Source organism: Luedemannella helvata (assembly GCF_039528415.1).
In the GTDB taxonomy this organism is placed as follows: Bacteria; Actinomycetota; Actinomycetes; order Mycobacteriales; family Micromonosporaceae; genus Luedemannella; species Luedemannella helvata.
In genome coordinates, this window is the sequence record NZ_BAAALS010000022.1 from 70,701 (window position 1) to 87,217 (window position 16,517).

12 protein-coding genes are annotated in these 16,517 nt (G+C 74.1%); 8 read left to right on the plus strand and 4 right to left on the minus strand.

The genetic code is table 11. The features are described 5' to 3' along the window. Nucleotides 1-5: 5 nt before the first annotated feature. Nucleotides 6-743, minus strand: coding sequence for a ferredoxin reductase (locus ABD191_RS20850; protein ID WP_344084579.1), 738 nt, complete (start codon nt 741-743; stop codon nt 6-8). Further along, nucleotides 713-1,309, minus strand: coding sequence for a sulfite oxidase-like oxidoreductase (locus ABD191_RS20855; RefSeq protein ID WP_344084582.1), 597 nt, complete (start codon nt 1,307-1,309; stop codon nt 713-715). Before ABD191_RS20855 ends, ABD191_RS20850 begins: the two co-directional genes overlap by 31 nt. A gap of 108 nt (nt 1,310-1,417) precedes the next feature. On the opposite strand from ABD191_RS20855, the gene ABD191_RS20860 reads away from it, so the two are divergent. Then, the gene (locus ABD191_RS20860; protein ID WP_344084586.1) at nt 1,418-2,131 is read left to right on the plus strand and encodes an HD domain-containing protein; all 714 of its coding nucleotides are present in this window, start codon (nt 1,418-1,420) and stop codon (nt 2,129-2,131) included. A gap of 26 nt (nt 2,132-2,157) precedes the next feature. Further along, nucleotides 2,158-2,460, plus strand: coding sequence for a GNAT family N-acetyltransferase (locus ABD191_RS20865; protein ID WP_344084589.1), 303 nt, complete (start codon nt 2,158-2,160; stop codon nt 2,458-2,460). Between the two features lie 30 nt (nt 2,461-2,490). On the opposite strand, the gene ABD191_RS20870 is transcribed toward ABD191_RS20865, so the two are convergent. Further along, nucleotides 2,491-5,343 carry a tetratricopeptide repeat protein gene (locus ABD191_RS20870; RefSeq protein ID WP_344084592.1) on the minus strand — a complete coding sequence of 951 codons (2,853 nt, stop codon included), beginning with the start codon at nt 5,341-5,343 and terminating at the stop codon, nt 2,491-2,493. A 74-nt stretch (nt 5,344-5,417) separates the two neighbouring features. Between ABD191_RS20870 and ABD191_RS20875 the strand changes: the two genes are divergently transcribed. Continuing rightward, nucleotides 5,418-7,088, plus strand: a complete 1,671-nt coding sequence (locus tag ABD191_RS20875) for a PucR family transcriptional regulator (protein ID WP_344084595.1) — start codon at nt 5,418-5,420, stop codon at nt 7,086-7,088. 26 nt (nt 7,089-7,114) lie between these two features. Then, nucleotides 7,115-7,960 carry a polysaccharide deacetylase family protein gene (locus ABD191_RS20880; RefSeq protein WP_344084598.1) on the plus strand — a complete coding sequence of 282 codons (846 nt, stop codon included), beginning with the start codon at nt 7,115-7,117 and terminating at the stop codon, nt 7,958-7,960. Between the two features lie 58 nt (nt 7,961-8,018). Here ABD191_RS20880 and ABD191_RS20885 read toward each other — a convergent pair whose 3' ends face one another. Continuing rightward, a complete protein-coding gene (locus ABD191_RS20885) occupies nt 8,019-8,768 on the minus strand; it encodes a DUF427 domain-containing protein (RefSeq protein ID WP_344084601.1) in 750 nt (249 codons plus the stop codon). Between the two features lie 134 nt (nt 8,769-8,902). Between ABD191_RS20885 and ABD191_RS20890 the strand changes: the two genes are divergently transcribed. The 4 genes from ABD191_RS20890 to ABD191_RS20905 all read left to right on the plus strand — a co-directional run bounded on the left by ABD191_RS20890 (nt 8,903) and on the right by ABD191_RS20905 (nt 16,447). Then, nucleotides 8,903-9,832 (plus strand): cellulose binding domain-containing protein, encoded by a 930-nt coding sequence (locus tag ABD191_RS20890; protein ID WP_344084604.1) that lies wholly within the window; start codon nt 8,903-8,905, stop codon nt 9,830-9,832. A gap of 155 nt (nt 9,833-9,987) precedes the next feature. Continuing rightward, entirely contained in the window at nt 9,988-13,497 is a 3,510-nt protein-coding gene (locus tag ABD191_RS20895; RefSeq protein ID WP_344084607.1) for an ATP-binding cassette domain-containing protein, read from the plus strand. Nucleotides 13,498-13,661: 164 nt separating this feature from the next. Further along, on the plus strand, nt 13,662-14,963 hold the full coding sequence (locus ABD191_RS20900) for an aspartate aminotransferase family protein (RefSeq protein ID WP_344084610.1): 1,302 nt from the start codon (nt 13,662-13,664) through the stop codon (nt 14,961-14,963). After that, a complete protein-coding gene (locus ABD191_RS20905; protein ID WP_344084613.1) occupies nt 14,960-16,447 on the plus strand; it encodes a CoA-acylating methylmalonate-semialdehyde dehydrogenase in 1,488 nt (495 codons plus the stop codon). The genes ABD191_RS20900 and ABD191_RS20905 overlap by 4 nt, the downstream gene beginning before the upstream one ends. Nucleotides 16,448-16,517: the final 70 nt, after the last annotated feature.

Consider the following 16,517-nt stretch of genomic DNA (forward strand, 5'->3'; position numbering starts at 1 on the left):
CAGTATCAGCCGAACCGCTCCGTTCGCACCCGCTCGGCGGCGTGTCCCGCACCTACCAGTAAATCTGCCACCGCCTCCACGAACCCCGTAGGGCCGCAGACGTAACAGGTCGGGGCGAACTCCGCGGGCCAGCCGGCCGCGCCGAGCAGGGCCGCGTCGATGCGCCCCGGTGGCCGGCGCGCCCCGCCGGGCGCGGCGCGCGTGAACGCGTACTCGATGTCCAGGCCCTTGTCCTCGCGGACCCGGCGGCGAAGCTCGTCGGCGAAGAGCACGTCGGCCGGCGTACGCACGGAGTAGATGAGGCGAAACGGCACGCGCGAGCCCGCCTCGGCGCGGGTGCGCACCATCGACATCAGCGGCACCAGGCCCGACCCGCCCGCCACCAGCAGCACGGGCGACGGGTCCTCGGGGTCCCAGGTGAAGTAACCGCCGACCGGGCCGCGCACCTCGCACCGGTCCCCCGGCGCCATGACGTCGGCCAGGTAGCCCGACACCTCGCCGCCGTCGACGCGCTGCACGGTCAGCTCGACCCGCCCGCCGGCCGCCGAGGCCAGGGAGTACGAGCGCTGGGCGGTGTAGCCGTCCTCGGCGGTCAGCCGCAGGTCGACGTGCTGGCCGGCGACGTGGCCGGGCCACTCGGGCACGTCGAAGACGAGGGTGCGGGCGGCGGACGTCTCGGCCCGGACGGAGACCAGCTCGGCCGGGCGCCACGTCAGTCGCCCCAGTACCGCTGCTCGCGCCACGGGTCACCGTAGTTGTGGTAGCCGACGCCCTCCCAGAACCCGGGCTCGTCCTCGGTCAGCAGGGTGATGCCGCGCACCCACTTGGCGCTCTTCCACAGGTACAGGTGGGGCACGAGCAGGCGGGCCGGGCCGCCGTGCTCCGGCGCGAGCGGCTCCCCTTCGTACTCGTAGGTGATCCACGCCTGCCCGTCAAGGAGGTCCTCCAAGGGGAGGTTGGTCGTGTACCCACCGTACGAGTGGACCAGCGCGAAGTCGGCGGCCGTCTCGACGTCCGCGAAGAGCGTGTCCAGACCCACCCCGACCCACTCGGTGCCGAGCTTGGACCACTTGGTCACGCAGTGCAGGTCGACGCGCGGGTTGTCCGTCGGCAGCGCCGTCAGCGCCGCCCAGTCCCAGGTGTGCTTCTCGCCCGTCTCGGTCGTGATGGTGAACTGCCAGGTCGCGGTGTCCACGCGGGGCGTCGGACCGGCCGACAGGACCGGAAAGTCGTGGGTCAGGTACTGCCCCGGCGGCAGGTGCGGATCGGCGGCGCCCCGACCTCGGAACCCCCGCGAGATGATGTCCACGCGGTCAGCCTAACCAACAGGATTGCGATCACGCGACGCCGCTGTGACGGCATTAGGTCACCAGCGCGGGCGTTACAGGTCGGCCGCACTTCGGTATACCTGTCAGGCATGGAAGGCGTATCCCCTCGGTACCTCATGACCATGCCGCTGCACGCGGTCACGGAGATCCACGGCGAGGCCGGCCTGCGGGAGCGCTTCCTGCTGGAGATCGCCGACCTGCCGGCGGCCGACCAGGCGGCGTTGTCCGACGCGCTGGAGCTCGCCGCCGAGCTGCACCGCGAGGACCGCCGGGTCCGCGAGCCCTACCTCAACCACCTGTTGCGCACGGCCATCCGCATCAAGCGGTACTACCACGTGGACGACGCCGACGTGCTGGTCGCGGCGTTGCTGCACGATGCGGTCGAGGACCACCCGGCCGAGCTGGCGGGTCGCGACGACGGCGATCCCGTGGAGGCGGCGCTGGCCGCGATCTCCGCGCGGTTCAACGCCCGCGTGGCCGACCTGGTCCGCGCGGTGACCAATCCCGAGTACGACCCGGAGCGCGACGCGGACGAGCAGTACCGCGAACACGTCGAGGCGAGCCTGACCCGCACCCCCTGGGCCCGGGTTATCAAGGTCAGCGACTTCACCGACAACGGGGTCGGCATCGTGCACACCACCGGCCCGAAGGTGGCCCGGGCCGCCACGAAGTACGCGCCGCTGGTGCCGACGCTGCGCCGGCTCGTGGCACTGCCCGACACCCCGCTGGCCGAGGACGTCAAGGAACACATCTATGAGCAGCTCGACACGGCCGAGGAACGATTCCGCGCCATCCTGAGCTGAACCGGCTGACGAGATAGGGTGAGCGCGTGGCCACGGAGATCATCAACAACGAGGCGGCGAACCGGTACGAGATCCACGTCGACGGCCAGCTCGCGGGCTACGCGCTGTACCGTACGCGGCCGGACGCCCTGGCGCTGACGCACACGAAGATCCTGCCCGAGTTCGAGGGCCGCGGCCTGGGCAGCCTCCTGGCCCGCGGCACCTTGGACGACATCCGCGCGCACAATGGACACATTGTTCCCTTGTGCCCGTTCATCGCGTCCTTCATCGCCCGCCACGAGGACTACCAGGATCTGGTCGTGGACCGGGCCCGGGACGGCCAGGCGTAACCCGCCCCGCCGTCCATTGTGGGCGTACGGTCAGCGGTCGGTGCACACCGGGGCTGACGTAGGCGAGGTCGCGTCCGGATAGATCAACGTGACCGTGGCGCACAGGTTCAGGTCCGGGCTGAGGCCGTCGAGGCGGTAGTGGTCGACGCCCGCCGGCATGTCGCCCTCGAAGAGGATCTGGCCGTCCCGGTTGACCTCCAGGCGGGCCACGGCGACGCCCTTGCTCGGGTCGTGCCACGAGATGGTCACGCTGCGCTGCTCGTCGCGCAGGCTCACGTCGCTCGCCGGCAACGCTTTGCCGCCCTGGCCGGCGGTGGCGCGGGGACGCGACGCCTTCGACGTGCCGGGCGGCGCGGAGCCCGCCGCGCCCATGACCGTCTCGGGCGACCCGCCCTGCTCGTCGCCGGGGGTGGTGATCACGGCGGCGGCGACCGTGCCGGCGATGACGACGAGGCTCGCCGCGAAGACCGGCCAGCGACGGCGCAGGACCCCCGTCACGCCGGTCAGCGTGTCCTCGTGCGGGTCGCCGTACCCGTCGTCAACAGGGCGGCGGGGCCGGCGACGGGGTGGCGGTGGCGCCCCGGGCAGGTCCACGGGCCGCCGCTGACCGGGCGCCGGGCGGCGGGAATCCCGGGGGGCGTCCGGATCGCGCGGGCCGGGTGCCGGCACCGGCCGGGGACCGCCGGCACGCGTACCGGTCGCGCCGTACGGACCTGCGACCGGCATCGCCTGCGAGCCCGACGGCGGCCGGTGGCCCGCGGCCGGGCCCGGACGCGGCGCCGCCTGACGGGGCCCGGCCGGGTCGGGTGGCGGCCCCTGCCGTTGCCCGGGCTCCGGGCCGCGGGCGGGCATCTGGTGCTGGCCCGTCGGGCCGAACCCCCGGGCCGGCGGCGACCGGCGCGGGCCGGACAGCGGCGCGGCCGACTGCGGCGCCGCGGACAGCGGCGCGGCCGAGTACGGGGTGGCGGAGAGAGGCGCCACGGACGACGCGTCGCCGCGGCGCAGCGGCCCGCCCGGCGGCAGCGCTCCCCCGCGCGGGCCCGCGTCCATGCGGGAGGGACCGGCCCAGGACGGCTCGTCGGCGGCCGGCGCGGCGTCCGCCGGGCGTACGGGCGGCCGGGACGCGACCGTGGGCGGCGTCGCGAACGGCCGCGGGCCGGACGGGAGTACGGGCGCCGAACCGGTCGCGGGCGCGGCGGCACGGCCGGACAGCGGGACCGGTCCGGAGGGGTCCGGGTCGGTGGCCGGCCGGTGGTGGTCCGCGGGCGAGAGCGGGGGCGGCGGCACGGCCACCATCGGCGGCGTCACGCGGGCCGACGCGGACCTCGCTTCGGGTCCGAACAGCTCCTCGGGCGAGACCCGCCGGGTGGCCGCCTCGGGCGGCACGGGCGGCATGCCGATAGCCGTGTCGGCCTCGTCCCGTGCCGCGGGCGGCACGCCCGGCGGCACGGCGCTCGACACGGGCGACGAGATCGGCGGCGGGCCGATGCCGGCCGGCGGCGGGCCCGCCGGCGCGGGCAGCCAGCCGGCGACCGAGGGGCGCGCCCAGGACGGCGAGGGTCCGTCGGATTCAGCGGGTGGCGCCCACGCCGTGATCGGCACGTCGCGCTCGACGCTTCGCCGCCTGCGCCGGCGGCGCGGCTGAGGTGGCGCCCAGCCGACGGAGGGCTCCGGCGCGGGGTCCGGCCGTTGCGGCGCCCAGCCGCCCGTGGCCTGCGACCAACTGCCCGACGCCGCCGAAACGTCCCAGACGCCGGAGGACCCGGACAGCGCACCGCCCGATGTCTGCGGATCCCGCTCGCCCCCGGCCGGCTCGGCACGCCGCCGGCCGCCGGGCACCTCCGCACGGCCGTGACCGCCCGACGAGTCCGGCAGCCAGCCCCCTGACGTCTCGGGCGCCAGCCAACCGCCGGACCCGTCCGGCACCTGCCGGCCGCCGGCGGGCTCCGGCGGACCGTCGGGGCCGGACCGACCGCCGACCGGCGGCTCGGCCCGGGGCCGCCCGCGGACAGGGCGCGGGGACGGCAGCCGGCCGCCCGACGAGGACCAGCCGTCCGACGAACTCCCGTCCTGCGCGACCTCCCGGTCCTCGGGCGGGCGGCGGGTGGCGCCGCGCGGGCGGGGTACCCGGCGTGGCCTGGGGCGGGCGCGCCACCGGGACGGCTCCTCGTCCTCGGCGTCGAGGGCCGGGTCGACGCCCGGCGCGATGGTCAGGCGGGCCGGCATCGGGGGCTCCACCTCGGCCAACGCCTGTTCCAGTTGGACCGTGAGCGGGTGCGCGTCGTCGAAGGCGCTGCGGGCGCCGGCGTGCGCCACCGTGAGCACCCGGCGCGCGGCGGCGATGTCGCCGAGCAGCCGGTGCAACGCCGCCAGCTCGACGCCGAGGCGCACGGCGTCGGGGTCGCCCGGCCCGTACGCCCGGCGGAACGCCGCGTACGCGCCGGCGAGCTGGTCGCGGGCCCGTTCGGGGTCGCCCCGGTCACGGGTGACCAGGGCGAGGTTCGCCCGGGCCAGCGCGACCGCGCGGCCGGCGGGCCCGGACGCGTCGCCGCCCGCCTCGATGACCTCGCGGTAGGTCTCCTCGGCGAGGTCCAGGTCGCCCCGGTCGTGCATGATCGCGCCGAGCAGCGCGGTCGCCCGTACGGTCGCGGGGTGGACCTTGCCCAGCATCCGGCGGCACTCGCGGACGGCGGCGTAAGCCAGGTCGTAGGCCGCGTCGTCGTCGCCGAGCTCGCGCAGGACCTCGGCCAGCATGCGGCGCGCGGTGGCCACCTCGCCGGGTGCGCCGCCGCGCTCGAGCGCGGTCCGCAGGATGTCGCGGGCCGCGGCGAACTCCCACCGGCCCTGATGGCCGGCGGCTACGGTGAGCAGTTCGCTCAACACGCAGCAAGACTATCGATTAACATCACCGTCCGCATCCCTCAGTTATGCGAAGGGTGATCGCTTAGCGTAGAGCCGTGTTCCCCACCGTCCGCGAGGTTCTCGCGCTGGATCCGGTTCGCAACGGCGCGCCGCAGGTGGTGGCCGGTGCGGCGGGCCTGGACCGGCCGGTGCGCTGGGTGCACGTGGCGGAGGTACCGGACATCGCGACCCTGTTGCGGGGCGGTGAACTTGTGCTCACCACCGGGATCGGGCTGCCCGCCGACGACGAGGGCCTGCGCTCGTTCGTCACGGAGCTGGCGGACGTGGGCGCCGCGGGCGTGGTCGTGGAGCTGGGCCGCCGGTTCACCGACCACCTGCCGCGCTGCATGGTGACGGCCGCCGAGCGGCGCGACCTGCCGCTGGTCATGCTGCGACGGACGACGCCGTTCGTGCGGGTCACCGAGGCCGTCCACGTGCTCATCGTGAACGCCCAGGTGACCGAGGTGCGGGCCACGGAGGAGATCCATCAGCGGTTCACCGAGCTGTCGGTGGAGGGCGCCGCGCCGGCCGAGGTGGTCAGCCAGGCGGCGACGCTGGCGGGCTGCCCCGTGGTGCTGGAGAACCTGTCGCGGCAGGTGCTCGCGTACGACGCGGCCGGCGAGCGACCCGACCTGCTCCTGGACGGGTGGGAGGCGCACTCGCGGCGCATCGCGCCGCCGGGTCGCACGGCCTACGACGCCGCCGCCGGCTGGCTGGTCACCATGGTCGGCGCGCGGGGCCAGGACTGGGGCCGGTTGCTGCTGCGCTGGCCACCGGCCGCGGACACCACGGGTACGGGCGGCACGCCGCCGTCGCGGCTGACCATCCTCATCGAGCGCGCGGCGTCCACGCTGGCGCTGGGCCGGCTGATCCGCCGCGACGCGGAGGGCCTGGAGCGCCAGATCCACGGCTCGCTGCTGGCCGCGCTGCTCGACCACAGCCGCCCGGTCGACGAGGTCGTGCTGCGCGCGAAGGCGCTCGGCGTACCGCTGGAGCGCCGGCGCCTGGTCGGTGTCGTCGTGCGCGGCCGGGGCGAGGACGGCGAGTCGGCCGAGGCGGCCCAGGCGTGGCTGCGCGACCTGGCGGAGGCCGTGGGTCAGGCGATCCGGGACGTCAAGCTGACAGGCCTGGTCGCGACGCTCGACGACCGCTCGGTGGGCACCCTGCTGGCGCTGCGACCCACGGACGACGAGCCGCACGCGGTGGATCAGCTGGCCGCCGTGTTGCGGCGCCTCGTCGGGGACGCGCCGCACCGCGGGACGGTCGACGGGCCCCGTACGGGACTGACCGTGGCGGCGGGCTCGGCCGTCGACAGCCCCCGGGAGGCGCGCCGCACGCTCATGGAGGCCCGGCAGGTGGCCGACGCGGCGCGGCACGACCGCCGCGACGTGCCGGTGTTCCGGCTGCCGGACGTCGGCCTGGCCGGCCTGCTGCACCTGCTGCGCGACGAGCCCCGGGTGCAGACGTTCGTGGAGCGGGAGCTGGGCGCGCTGCTGGCGCACGACGCGAAGCACCCGCGCGACCAGTTGCTCGGCACACTGCGGGCGTACCTGGAGCAGGGGCGCAACAAGTCGGCCGCGGCGAGCGCGGCGCACCTGTCGCGACAGGCCCTCTACGAGCGGCTGGCCCGCATCGAGCGCATCCTCAACACCGACCTGGAGTCCGTGGAGGCGTGCATGTCGCTGCATGTGGCGTTACTGGCGCTCGACGCCATCCGGGACGCCTGAGCAGGCAATTCAGGCATAATGGACACATGCGTAGTTGCTGGCGAGTCGGGGTCACCGTGGCGGCGTCCGCCGTTCTCGTCGCGGCCACCGCGTACTCGCTGGGTTGGCTCGCCGGGACGACCGCGGGCCCGGAGGCGCCCCGCGGCGCGCCACCGGCGAGCGGCTCGCGGCCCCACGTCGACGGACCCGCGCGCGTGCGCCCGGCCCCGCCACCGGTGAAGCGCCCGCGCGCGCCGACGACGCGGCGGCCGGGGACCGCGGACCGGCACGGCCCGTGGGGCGCGTGGGTGAGCACGGGCACCCGCGGGGTCGCGCTGACGTTCGACGACGGCCCCGATCCCCGCTGGACGCCGGACGTGCTGGGCCTGCTGCGCCGCTACCGGGTACGCGCGACGTTCTGCCTCGTCGGGCGCGAGGCGGCCCGCCATCCGCGGCTGGTCCGCGCGATCGCGGCCGGCGGCCACACGCTGTGCAACCATTCCTGGCGACATGACCTCGACCTGGGGCGACGCTCGCCGGCCGCGATCCGGGCCGACCTGGTCGCCACGACGCGGGCCATCGAGCGCGCCGCACCCGGGGCCACCGTGCACTACTTCCGCCAACCGGGCGGCCGGTGGCGCGAGCGCGTCGTCGCGGCGGCGCGCGGCCTGGGCATGACGTCGCTGCACTGGTCGGTGGACGCGCGGGACTGGCGCCGGCCGGGCCGGCGGGCGATCGTCGGCATCACCCTGCGCCACACCGGACCCGGCTCGATCATCCTGTTGCACGACGGCGGCGGCGTGCGGGCCGGGACGGTAGCGGCGCTACGGGAGCTGCTGCCCTCGCTCACGAGCCGGTTCGCGCTGGTGGCGCCGGCCACACGCGCGCCGTGACCCCGGCGGCCGTCGACCACCGGCCCGGCTTGCGTGGCCGCCTCGAAGAGACACCTGGTCAACTGAACGGAGTGCGGGGCCGTTCCCACCGCTCGCCGTCCACGACGAGGTCGACCTTCTCGTTGTAGAAGCACGCCAACCCGGCGATCTTCTGGCTCTCCGGCAGCGGCGCGCGGTAGATCCACACAAGGTCCTCGTGGCGGGTGCCGTTGACCTCCACCGACCAGTATTCGGCCGTGCCCTTGTACGGACACCGGGTGACCGTCCCGGACGGGCGCAGCAGGTCGCGGCGCACGTCCGACAGCGGCAGGTAGAACCGCACCGGCAGGCCGGTCTCGAACAGCAGGCGCGGCGCGCGCGACTCGGCGAGCACGACCCCGTCCAGCTCCACCCGTACGTGCCGGCTGCTGGCCAGGATGTCCACCCGCGAGTACGGGTCACGCGCGTGCACGTAGACCGGCTCGTCCTCCTCCAGCCACTCGTCCATGGCGCCCCAGTCGAGGCGTACCGCGTCGCGCAGCGCCTCGATCGGCGAGTCGGGGAAGCGCAGCCCGGCCTCGCTCGCCACGCCCGAACCGGTCACCACGTCGAGCACCCGCCCCTCGCCCCGGCTCGGCGACCGCTCGGTGGCGCCGGTCTCCCGCAGCTCGGCCCGCACGTCGGCGGCCGGGAGGTAGTACGTGGGGAAGTACGGCACCTCCCAGACCAGCAGCGGGGCGCGGGTGTCGGCGATCAGCTCGCCGTGCAGGTACACCCGCACCCGCTTCGTGCCGGTCTCGACCCTGACCCGTCCGCGCCGCCCGTCCACCCATCCAGGCTAGAACGTCGTCCTGCCGATCATGGACGGATCGTTCCTCCCCGATTCGTCGCCTCCGGTGTTACATTGCAATGTGTCTATGTTCTGGCTCTTGAACGTCCCCTTGAAGCTGGAAGGACACGCTCATGAGGCGTACCCGCACTCTGTCTCTCGTCGCCGCGACGTCGCTCGCCGCCGGCCTGTCCCTCGCCACGGTGCTGGCCGCGGCGCCCGCATCCGCCATCACGCCGGGTGTCGCCGCCGTCGTGACCGCCACCCCGCCCGCCACCACGGCGACCGCCACGGCGATCACCTCGCGGCCGCTGATCTCCCCGACTGTCACCCGCACGAGCCCGTCGCTCGTCGCCGACGCGATGTGCTTCGTCAACTGGTACGTCCAGAGCCAGACGGCGACGACGTTCCAGGCGCTGGTGACGTTCCGCAACCCGACCTCCGGCACGATCGCGCCGCCCTGGACGCTGTCCTGGAGCTTCGCCAACGGCCAGACCATCACCGCCATCCTGGGCGGCGCCACGTCGTTCAGCCAGACCGGCACGCGGGTGACCGTCAGCGGTACGGAGACCGTGGCCGGCGGCCAGTCGCACTCCTTCATCGTCACCGGCACCTGGAACGGCTACACGAACACCACGCCGACGGGCTTCTCCCTGAAACCGCCGCCCGGCGTGTACTTCTTCAGCTGCACGGTCACGACGGCCGCGCCGCAGACCACGCCAGCGGTGATCACGTCCGCCGCCCCGGCCACCTGCGTGATCGACTACCAGGTGCCTTCCTGGTGGCCGGGCGGCTTCCAGGCAAACGTCGCCATCACCAACAAGGGCGCGCCGATCACCGGCTGGACGGTGCGGTTCACCTTCCCGAACGGGCAACGCGTCACCCAGCTGTGGAGCGGGGTCAACCAGAGTTCCGGCAGCGACGTGGTGGTGGGCAACGCGTCCTGGAACGGCAACCTGCCCACCGACGGCACGGCCTGGTTCGGCTTCCAGGCCGCCGGTGACGGCCCGTCCAGCCAGCCGACGACCGCGACCCTCAACGGGGTGCCCTGCCAGGTGATCTAGCGATCGGAAGACCGGGCCCGGCCGGCCCTCCCGCCGGCCGGGCCCTCCGGTTCGTTGACCTGCGGGGTCCCGTGGTGACCTGCGCCAAATTCGCTTGAGTGATTTCTCCGGGAGGGCCACGCTGGGCGCATCCCCTGCCCCCCGGAGGCCCCCTCATGCGCCTGTTTCGCGACCTATGGGTCACTTCGCCGCGTTTAACCACGGCGGTGGCCCTGCTGATCGTGCTGGGCGGCGGTGGGCAGGCGGCCGCCGCCGCGCTGGCCGGCCCCGTGCTCGTGGACCGCTCCGTCGGGCTGTTCATCCTCCTGGCGGTCGCGCTGGTGATCGCGGTCCTGACCGACCTGGTGGTCGGACTCATGGCGGCCCGGCTGACCGCCGACTGGACCGCGGACGTGCGCCGGCGGCTGTGCCGGGTGGCCTTCGGCCAGGACCTGCAGACGCTGGAGCACACGCCCGTCGGCGAGCTGCTCGACCGCATCGACGGCGACGTCTACCAGGTCGGTTCCGAACTTCGCGGGCGCGGCGTCCGCATCGCGCAGTGCCTCACCGTCGGCGGCTTCTCGATCATCACGGCGCTGTTCGTCTGGTGGCCGGCCGGGCTTGCCATGGCCGCGCTCTCCGTCATCCTCTTCATCAAGCTGGCCGGCCCGATCAAAGCGATCGGCCCGGCCCGCATCGCCGAGGAGGAGGCCTGGTCCGACGCCGCCGCCGTCATGGAGGAGGCCATCCACGGCCAGGACGACGTGCGCACCAGCCTCGCCCGCCCGTACGTGCTGCGCCTGTACGCCCGCCAGGCCAGCCGGGTGCTGCGGCTGGGCCGGCGGGTGTGGTCCCTGTCGTCGCGGGCGTCGATGATCGCCTCCGCCATCATCCGGGCCGGCATCGCCGGGGTCGTCCTCGGCGGCGCGTGGGCGCTGGCCACCGGCAACATCGAGGGCGCCCGGCTCACCGCGATCTGGCTGCTCGCCCTCGCCTTCGGCGGCACGGTCGAGCAGCTCACCCGCATGATGCCCGAGCTGCAGAACGCCCTGGGCGCGTGGGCGCGCGTACAACTGCTGGCCGACGTGCCTCAGGAGCCGGACGGCGGGCTCGCCCCGGTCGACGGCGACCTGACCGTACGCGGGCTGACGTTCCGCTACGCCGACTCCGAACGCGAGCCGGTGCTGCGCGACATCAACCTGTCGTTCGAGCGCGGCAAGTCCTACGCCCTGATCGGGCGCACCGGCTCCGGCAAGTCGACGCTGGCCAAGGTGCTCACCCGGGCCGTGGACGTGCCGGCCGGCACGGTGCTGCTCAGCGGCGTGGACATCACCGAGCTCGACGTCGAGCAGCTGCGGCGGTGGATCGCGGTCGTGCCGCAGCGCACGGAGATCCTCGCCGGCACGCTCGCGGAGAACATCGCCCTGTTCGACCCCGACCTGCTCGACGCCGCGGCCGACGCGCTCGACCAGCTCGGCCTGGCCGCGTGGGCGGCCGACCTGCCCGACGGGCTCGACACCAGGCTCGGCGACGGCGGGTACGCGCTGTCTGCCGGGCAGGAACAGCTCGTCGCGTTCGCGCGCATCCTCGTGCGCGATCCGCACGTGGTCATCCTGGACGAGGCGACCGCCCGCATGGATCCGGTCACCGAGGCCCGGGTGCAGGCGGCCACCGAGCGGCTGCTGCGCGACCGCATCGGCCTCGTCATCGCGCACCGGCTGTCGTCCGTGAGCCGCTGCGACGAGGTCGTGGTGCTGGCCGACGGCGCGGTCGTGGAGGCCGGCCCGCTGCGCGAGTCGCGACGCTTCGCTCAGCTGCTGCGCGCGGGGCACCTGCCCGCGGCCGTGGGCGCCGGCCGCGGGGCGGGCGGTCCGGACGCGGACCTCGGTCTCGCGGAAGCCGACGACGACCTGTGGCCGCGGGCGCAGGACGAGGAGTCGTCCGATCCCGGTCGCAAGATCGAGCTTGCGGTCGCCGGCAAGACCGACCCGCCCGTACTGCCCGACCCGCCGAAAGCCCGCACGCTGCGGGAGATCTTCCGCCTGGCCACGAACGACGCCCGCTTCGGCCTGGGCGCGGTGGCGTTGTTCATCGTCATGGTGCTGCTCGGTCTCGACGGCGTGGTGCTGCCGTGGCTGTGGGCGGACCTCGTCGACGGCGCCGGCTCGCCCATGTGGCCCGCCGTGGCGATCACGGTCGGCCTGCTGGTCGCCCTCCCGGCGGTCTACTACACGGGCACCTGGTTCCCCGAGTGGTGGGTGCGGCAGATGCTGCGCATCGGCGTGCGGCTGGTGAACGGGCAGACCGGACCCCGCCGGATCAGCGCCCACACGCCGGCCGAGGTGATCGCGCAGAGCGGCGACACCGAGCGGGTCGTCATCCTCGCCGACAACCTCATCGACCAGTTCATCTGCCTGGTCTACCTGGTGGCCATCGTGGCGGTGTCCGGCTCGGTCGTCCCGGCGCTGTTCTTCTTCGCCACGATGGTGCTCTCGGGGCTGGCCGCCCTGCTGCTCGGCCGGGTGCTCGAGCGCTCGGCCCGCAGGACCGTGGCGGCCCGGGCGGCCTTCGCCACGGCGCTGGTCTCGTCGCTGTCGGCGGCGCGCACGGTCAAGCTGGCCGGCGCCACCCGCCCGGTGCTGGCGCACCTGGCCCGCCTCGACACGGTCCGCAGCGACCGGCAGCGGCGCGAGATCTCCGTACAGGTCTGGGCCCGGTCGACCCCGGCCCTGGTCGGCGGCCTGCTCCCCATCGGCGTGTGGGCGCTCTACCTGGGCGGCACCCTGTCGGCCGGCGCGGCCCTCGTCGCGGTGTCGTCGTTGAGCGCCGCCCGCTGGTTCGCCTGGACGACGGCGTCGCTGGTCTCCCAGCTGCCCTCGGCGCGCGTGTGGACCCGACGGACGGTCGCCATGTCCGGCACCTCGGCCTACTCGGCGCACGTACCCGGGGTGGACCTGTCGGCGGGCACGGCACCCGACGCCGCCGTGGCGCCGCGTCACCCGCTGCGCCGGCTGGAGCTCGCCCGGTTCAGCGCCGTGCACGAGGACGGCACCGTGGGCGTACGCGACGTGGATCTGGCCGTGGACAGCGGGCAGCTCGTGCTCGTCGTCGGCCCGGTCGGGTCCGGCAAGTCGTCGCTGCTGCGGGCGCTCGCCGGCATCGTGCACCACACCGGCCAGCTGCGCTGGAACGGCGAGCCCGTCAACGAGCCGGAGGTGTTCCTGCGGCCCAACCAGGTCGGCTACGTCGCGCAGCTGCCCCGGGTGCTGTCCGGCACGATCGCGGACAACATCCGGCTGGGCCGCGAGGTCGACGCCGAGAGCGCCGTGTCGACCGCGCAACTGCAGCACGACCTCGCCTCGGCGGGCGGGGGACTGAGCCTGGTCATCGGGCACAAGGGCACCCGGCTGTCCGGCGGTCAGCTGCAGCGGCTCGCGCTGGCGCGGGCGCTCGCCCCGCGTACGGAACTGCTCATCGCCGACGACGTGTCGTCGGCGCTGGACGTCACCACGGAGCTGGACCTGTGGCAGGCGCTGCGCGGCCATGGCGTGACCGTGGTGGGCTCGACCTCCAAGCGCGCCGCGCTGGCCCAGGCCGACCACGTCGTCGTCCTGGTCGGCGGCGAGGTGGCCGACCAGGGGCACTGGGACGAGCTCGCGTCGCGCTGGGGGCATTACGCCGGCTGACGCCGCAGCCGCCTGCTGCCCGCGCTGTCCTCGGGCCCAGCGGCCCGGTGGCGGTGGACGATGTGTCAGGTCGGCCGGCGGCGGGGCGTGCAGGGTGTGGCTTGCCTGAGGGGCCGCGGGATGCGAGCGTGCCAGGAGGGCCCGCTACGCGAAGGACGACCAATATGACCAGCGACGACCTGCTCGCCCGCCACCGCGCCGTGATGCCGGCGTGGATGCCGATCTACTACGAGGAGCCCCTGGAGATCGTCTCCGGGAAGGGGCGGCGGGTCACGGGTGCCGACGGGCGGGTCTACCTGGACTTCTTCGGCGGCGTGCTCACCAACATGATCGGGTACGACATCCCGGAGATCAGCGACGCGGTGCGCCGCCAACTCGACACCGGCATCGTGCACACCTCCACGCTGTACCTCGTCCGCCAGCAGGTGGAACTCGCCGAGAAGATCGCCCGGCTGTCCGGCATCCCGGACGCCAAGGTCTTCTTCACCAACTCCGGCACGGAGGCCAACGAGACCGCGCTGCTGCTCGCCACGGCGTACCGGCGCTCCAACCAGATCCTCGCGGTGCGCAACAGCTACCACGGCCGCACGTACGCCACGATGGGGGTCACCGGGCACCGCAGCTGGTCGGCGTCGTCGCTGAACCCGCTCAACGTCACGTTCCTGCACTCCGGCGACCGGCTGCGGGGGCTGCTCGCCCACCTCGACGACGACGCGCACATCGACGCGGCCGTCGCCGACCTGCGTGAGGTCCTCGCGACGACGACGAGCGGCGACGTCGCGGCCCTCATCGCCGAGCCGATCCAGGGCGTGGGCGGGTTCGTGCACTCCCCCGACGGGCTGTTCGGGGCGTACCGCAAGGTGCTCGACGAGACCGGCATCCTGTTCATCTCCGACGAGGTGCAGACCGGCTGGGGCCGCACGGGCGAACACTTCTGGGGCTACCAGGCCCATGGCGTCACGCCCGACCTGCTGACCTTCGCCAAGGGCGTCGGCAACGGGTTCGCCCTGGCCGGCGTGGTCGGCCGGGCCGAGATCATCGACGCGATCAACGTGGTGTCGTTCTCCACCTTCGGCGGCAACCCGATCTCAGCGGCGGCCGGCAACGCGGTCGTCGACTACGTACTCGATCATGATCTTCAAGCGAACGCGGCGCGGGTCGGCGCGATCCTGCATGACGGCCTGCGCGAGCGCACGCGCGACCTCGGCATCGTCGGCGAGGTGCGTGGCAAGGGCCTGATGATCGGCATCGAGTTCGTCGAGCGGGGCACCACCAACCCCAACCCCTACGCCACCACCCGCGCCTTCGAGGAATGCCGCCGGCTCGGGCTGCTCGTCGGCAAGGGCGGCCTCTACGGCAACACGCTGCGGATGGGCCCGCCGCTCACCCTCACCGGGGATGAGGCCCGCGAGGGCCTGAACATCCTGGTCGAGGCCCTGACGATCGTGGACGGGGAGACGGCGTGATCACCCATTTCGTCGACGGGCGGCCGTGGACCGCCGGCGCGGCCCGCCTCGGGGAGGTCTTCGACCCGGCCACCGGCGCCGTGCGGGCGCAGGTCGACCTCGCGTCCGTCGCCGACGTGGACGCCGTGGTCGCGGCCGCCGCCAAGGCCGCCCCGGCGTGGCGGCAGACCTCGCTGGCCAAGCGGACCCAGGTGCTGTTCGCCATGCGCGAGACCGTCAACGCGCGCCGCGCGGAACTGGCCGCCCTCATCACGGCCGAGCACGGCAAGGTGCTCTCCGACGCCGCTGGCGAGGTGCAGCGCGGTCTGGAGATCATCGAGTACGCCTGCGGCATCCCCACCCTGCTGCGCGGCGGCTTCTCCGAGGGAGTGTCCACCGGGGTGGACACCTACTCGATCCGCCAGCCGCTCGGCGTCGTCGCGGTCATCTCGCCGTTCAACTTCCCCGCCATGGTCCCGCTGTGGTTCGTACCGATCGCCATCGCCTGCGGCAACGCGGTCGTGCTCAAGCCGTCGGAGAAGGACCCGTCGGCGTCGGTGAAACTCGCCGAGTGGTTCACCGAGGCCGGCCTGCCCGACGGCGTGTTCAACGTCGTGCACGGTGACAAGGAGGCCGTCGACGCGCTGCTCGACCACCCCGAGGTGCGGGCGGTGTCGTTCGTCGGCTCCACGCCGATCGCCCGCTACGTCTACGAGCGCGGCACGGCCGCCGGCAAGCGGGTGCAGGCGCTGGGCGGGGCGAAGAACCACATGGTGGTGCTCCCCGACGCCGACCTCGATCTCGCCGCTGACGCGGCGGTCTCGGCCGGTTTCGGCTCCGCCGGGGAGCGCTGCATGGCCGTCTCGGTCGTCGTCGCGGTGGGTACGGTCGGCGACGATCTCGTACCGAGGATCGCGTCGCGCATCGGCGAGATCCGCACAGGCGACGGGCGCCGCCCCGGCTGCGAGATGGGCCCCCTGGTCACGGGAGCGCACCGCGACCGGGTCGCGTCCTACATCGCGGCCGGCGCCTCCGCCGGCGCCTCGGTGGTGGTCGACGGGCGCTCGGTCGTGCCGGACGGTTCTCCCGACGGGTTCTGGCTCGGCCCGACCTTGATCGACCACGTGCTCCCGGGCATGTCCGTCTACACGGACGAGATCTTCGGGCCGGTGCTGTCGGTCGTACGTGTGGCGTCCTACGAGGAGGCCCTGGAGCTGGTCAACGCCAACCCGTACGGCAACGGCACCGCCCTGTTCACCAACGACGGCGGCGCGGCCCGGCGCTTCCAGTACGAGGTGGAGGTCGGCATGGTCGGCATCAACGTGCCGATCCCGGTCCCGATGGCGTACTACTCGTTCGGCGGCTGGAAGGCGTCGCTGTTCGGCGACTCCCACGCCCACGGCACCGAGGGCGTCCACTTCTTCACCAGGGGCAAGGTCGTCACGTCCCGCTGGCTCGACCCCTCCCACGGCGGCGTCTCGTTGGGATTCCCGACCCAGACCTGACGATCCATCACCAGGCACCGGCGCACGCGGCCGGGCCCGGTCCGTGACGTTCGGCGCCCAGGCCACCCGC

What these genes read in the sequence shown, in the direction of transcription:
- ABD191_RS20860 (WP_344084586.1), top strand. Translation starts at nt 1,418, where the DNA reads ATGGAAGGCGTATCCCCTCGGTACCTCATGACCATGCCGCTGCACGCG.
- ABD191_RS20880 (WP_344084598.1), top strand. Translation starts at nt 7,115, where the DNA reads ATGCGTAGTTGCTGGCGAGTCGGGGTCACCGTGGCGGCGTCCGCCGTT.
- ABD191_RS20890 (WP_344084604.1), top strand. Translation starts at nt 8,903, where the DNA reads ATGAGGCGTACCCGCACTCTGTCTCTCGTCGCCGCGACGTCGCTCGCC.
- ABD191_RS20895 (WP_344084607.1), top strand. Translation starts at nt 9,988, where the DNA reads ATGCGCCTGTTTCGCGACCTATGGGTCACTTCGCCGCGTTTAACCACG.
- ABD191_RS20900 (WP_344084610.1), top strand. Translation starts at nt 13,662, where the DNA reads ATGACCAGCGACGACCTGCTCGCCCGCCACCGCGCCGTGATGCCGGCG.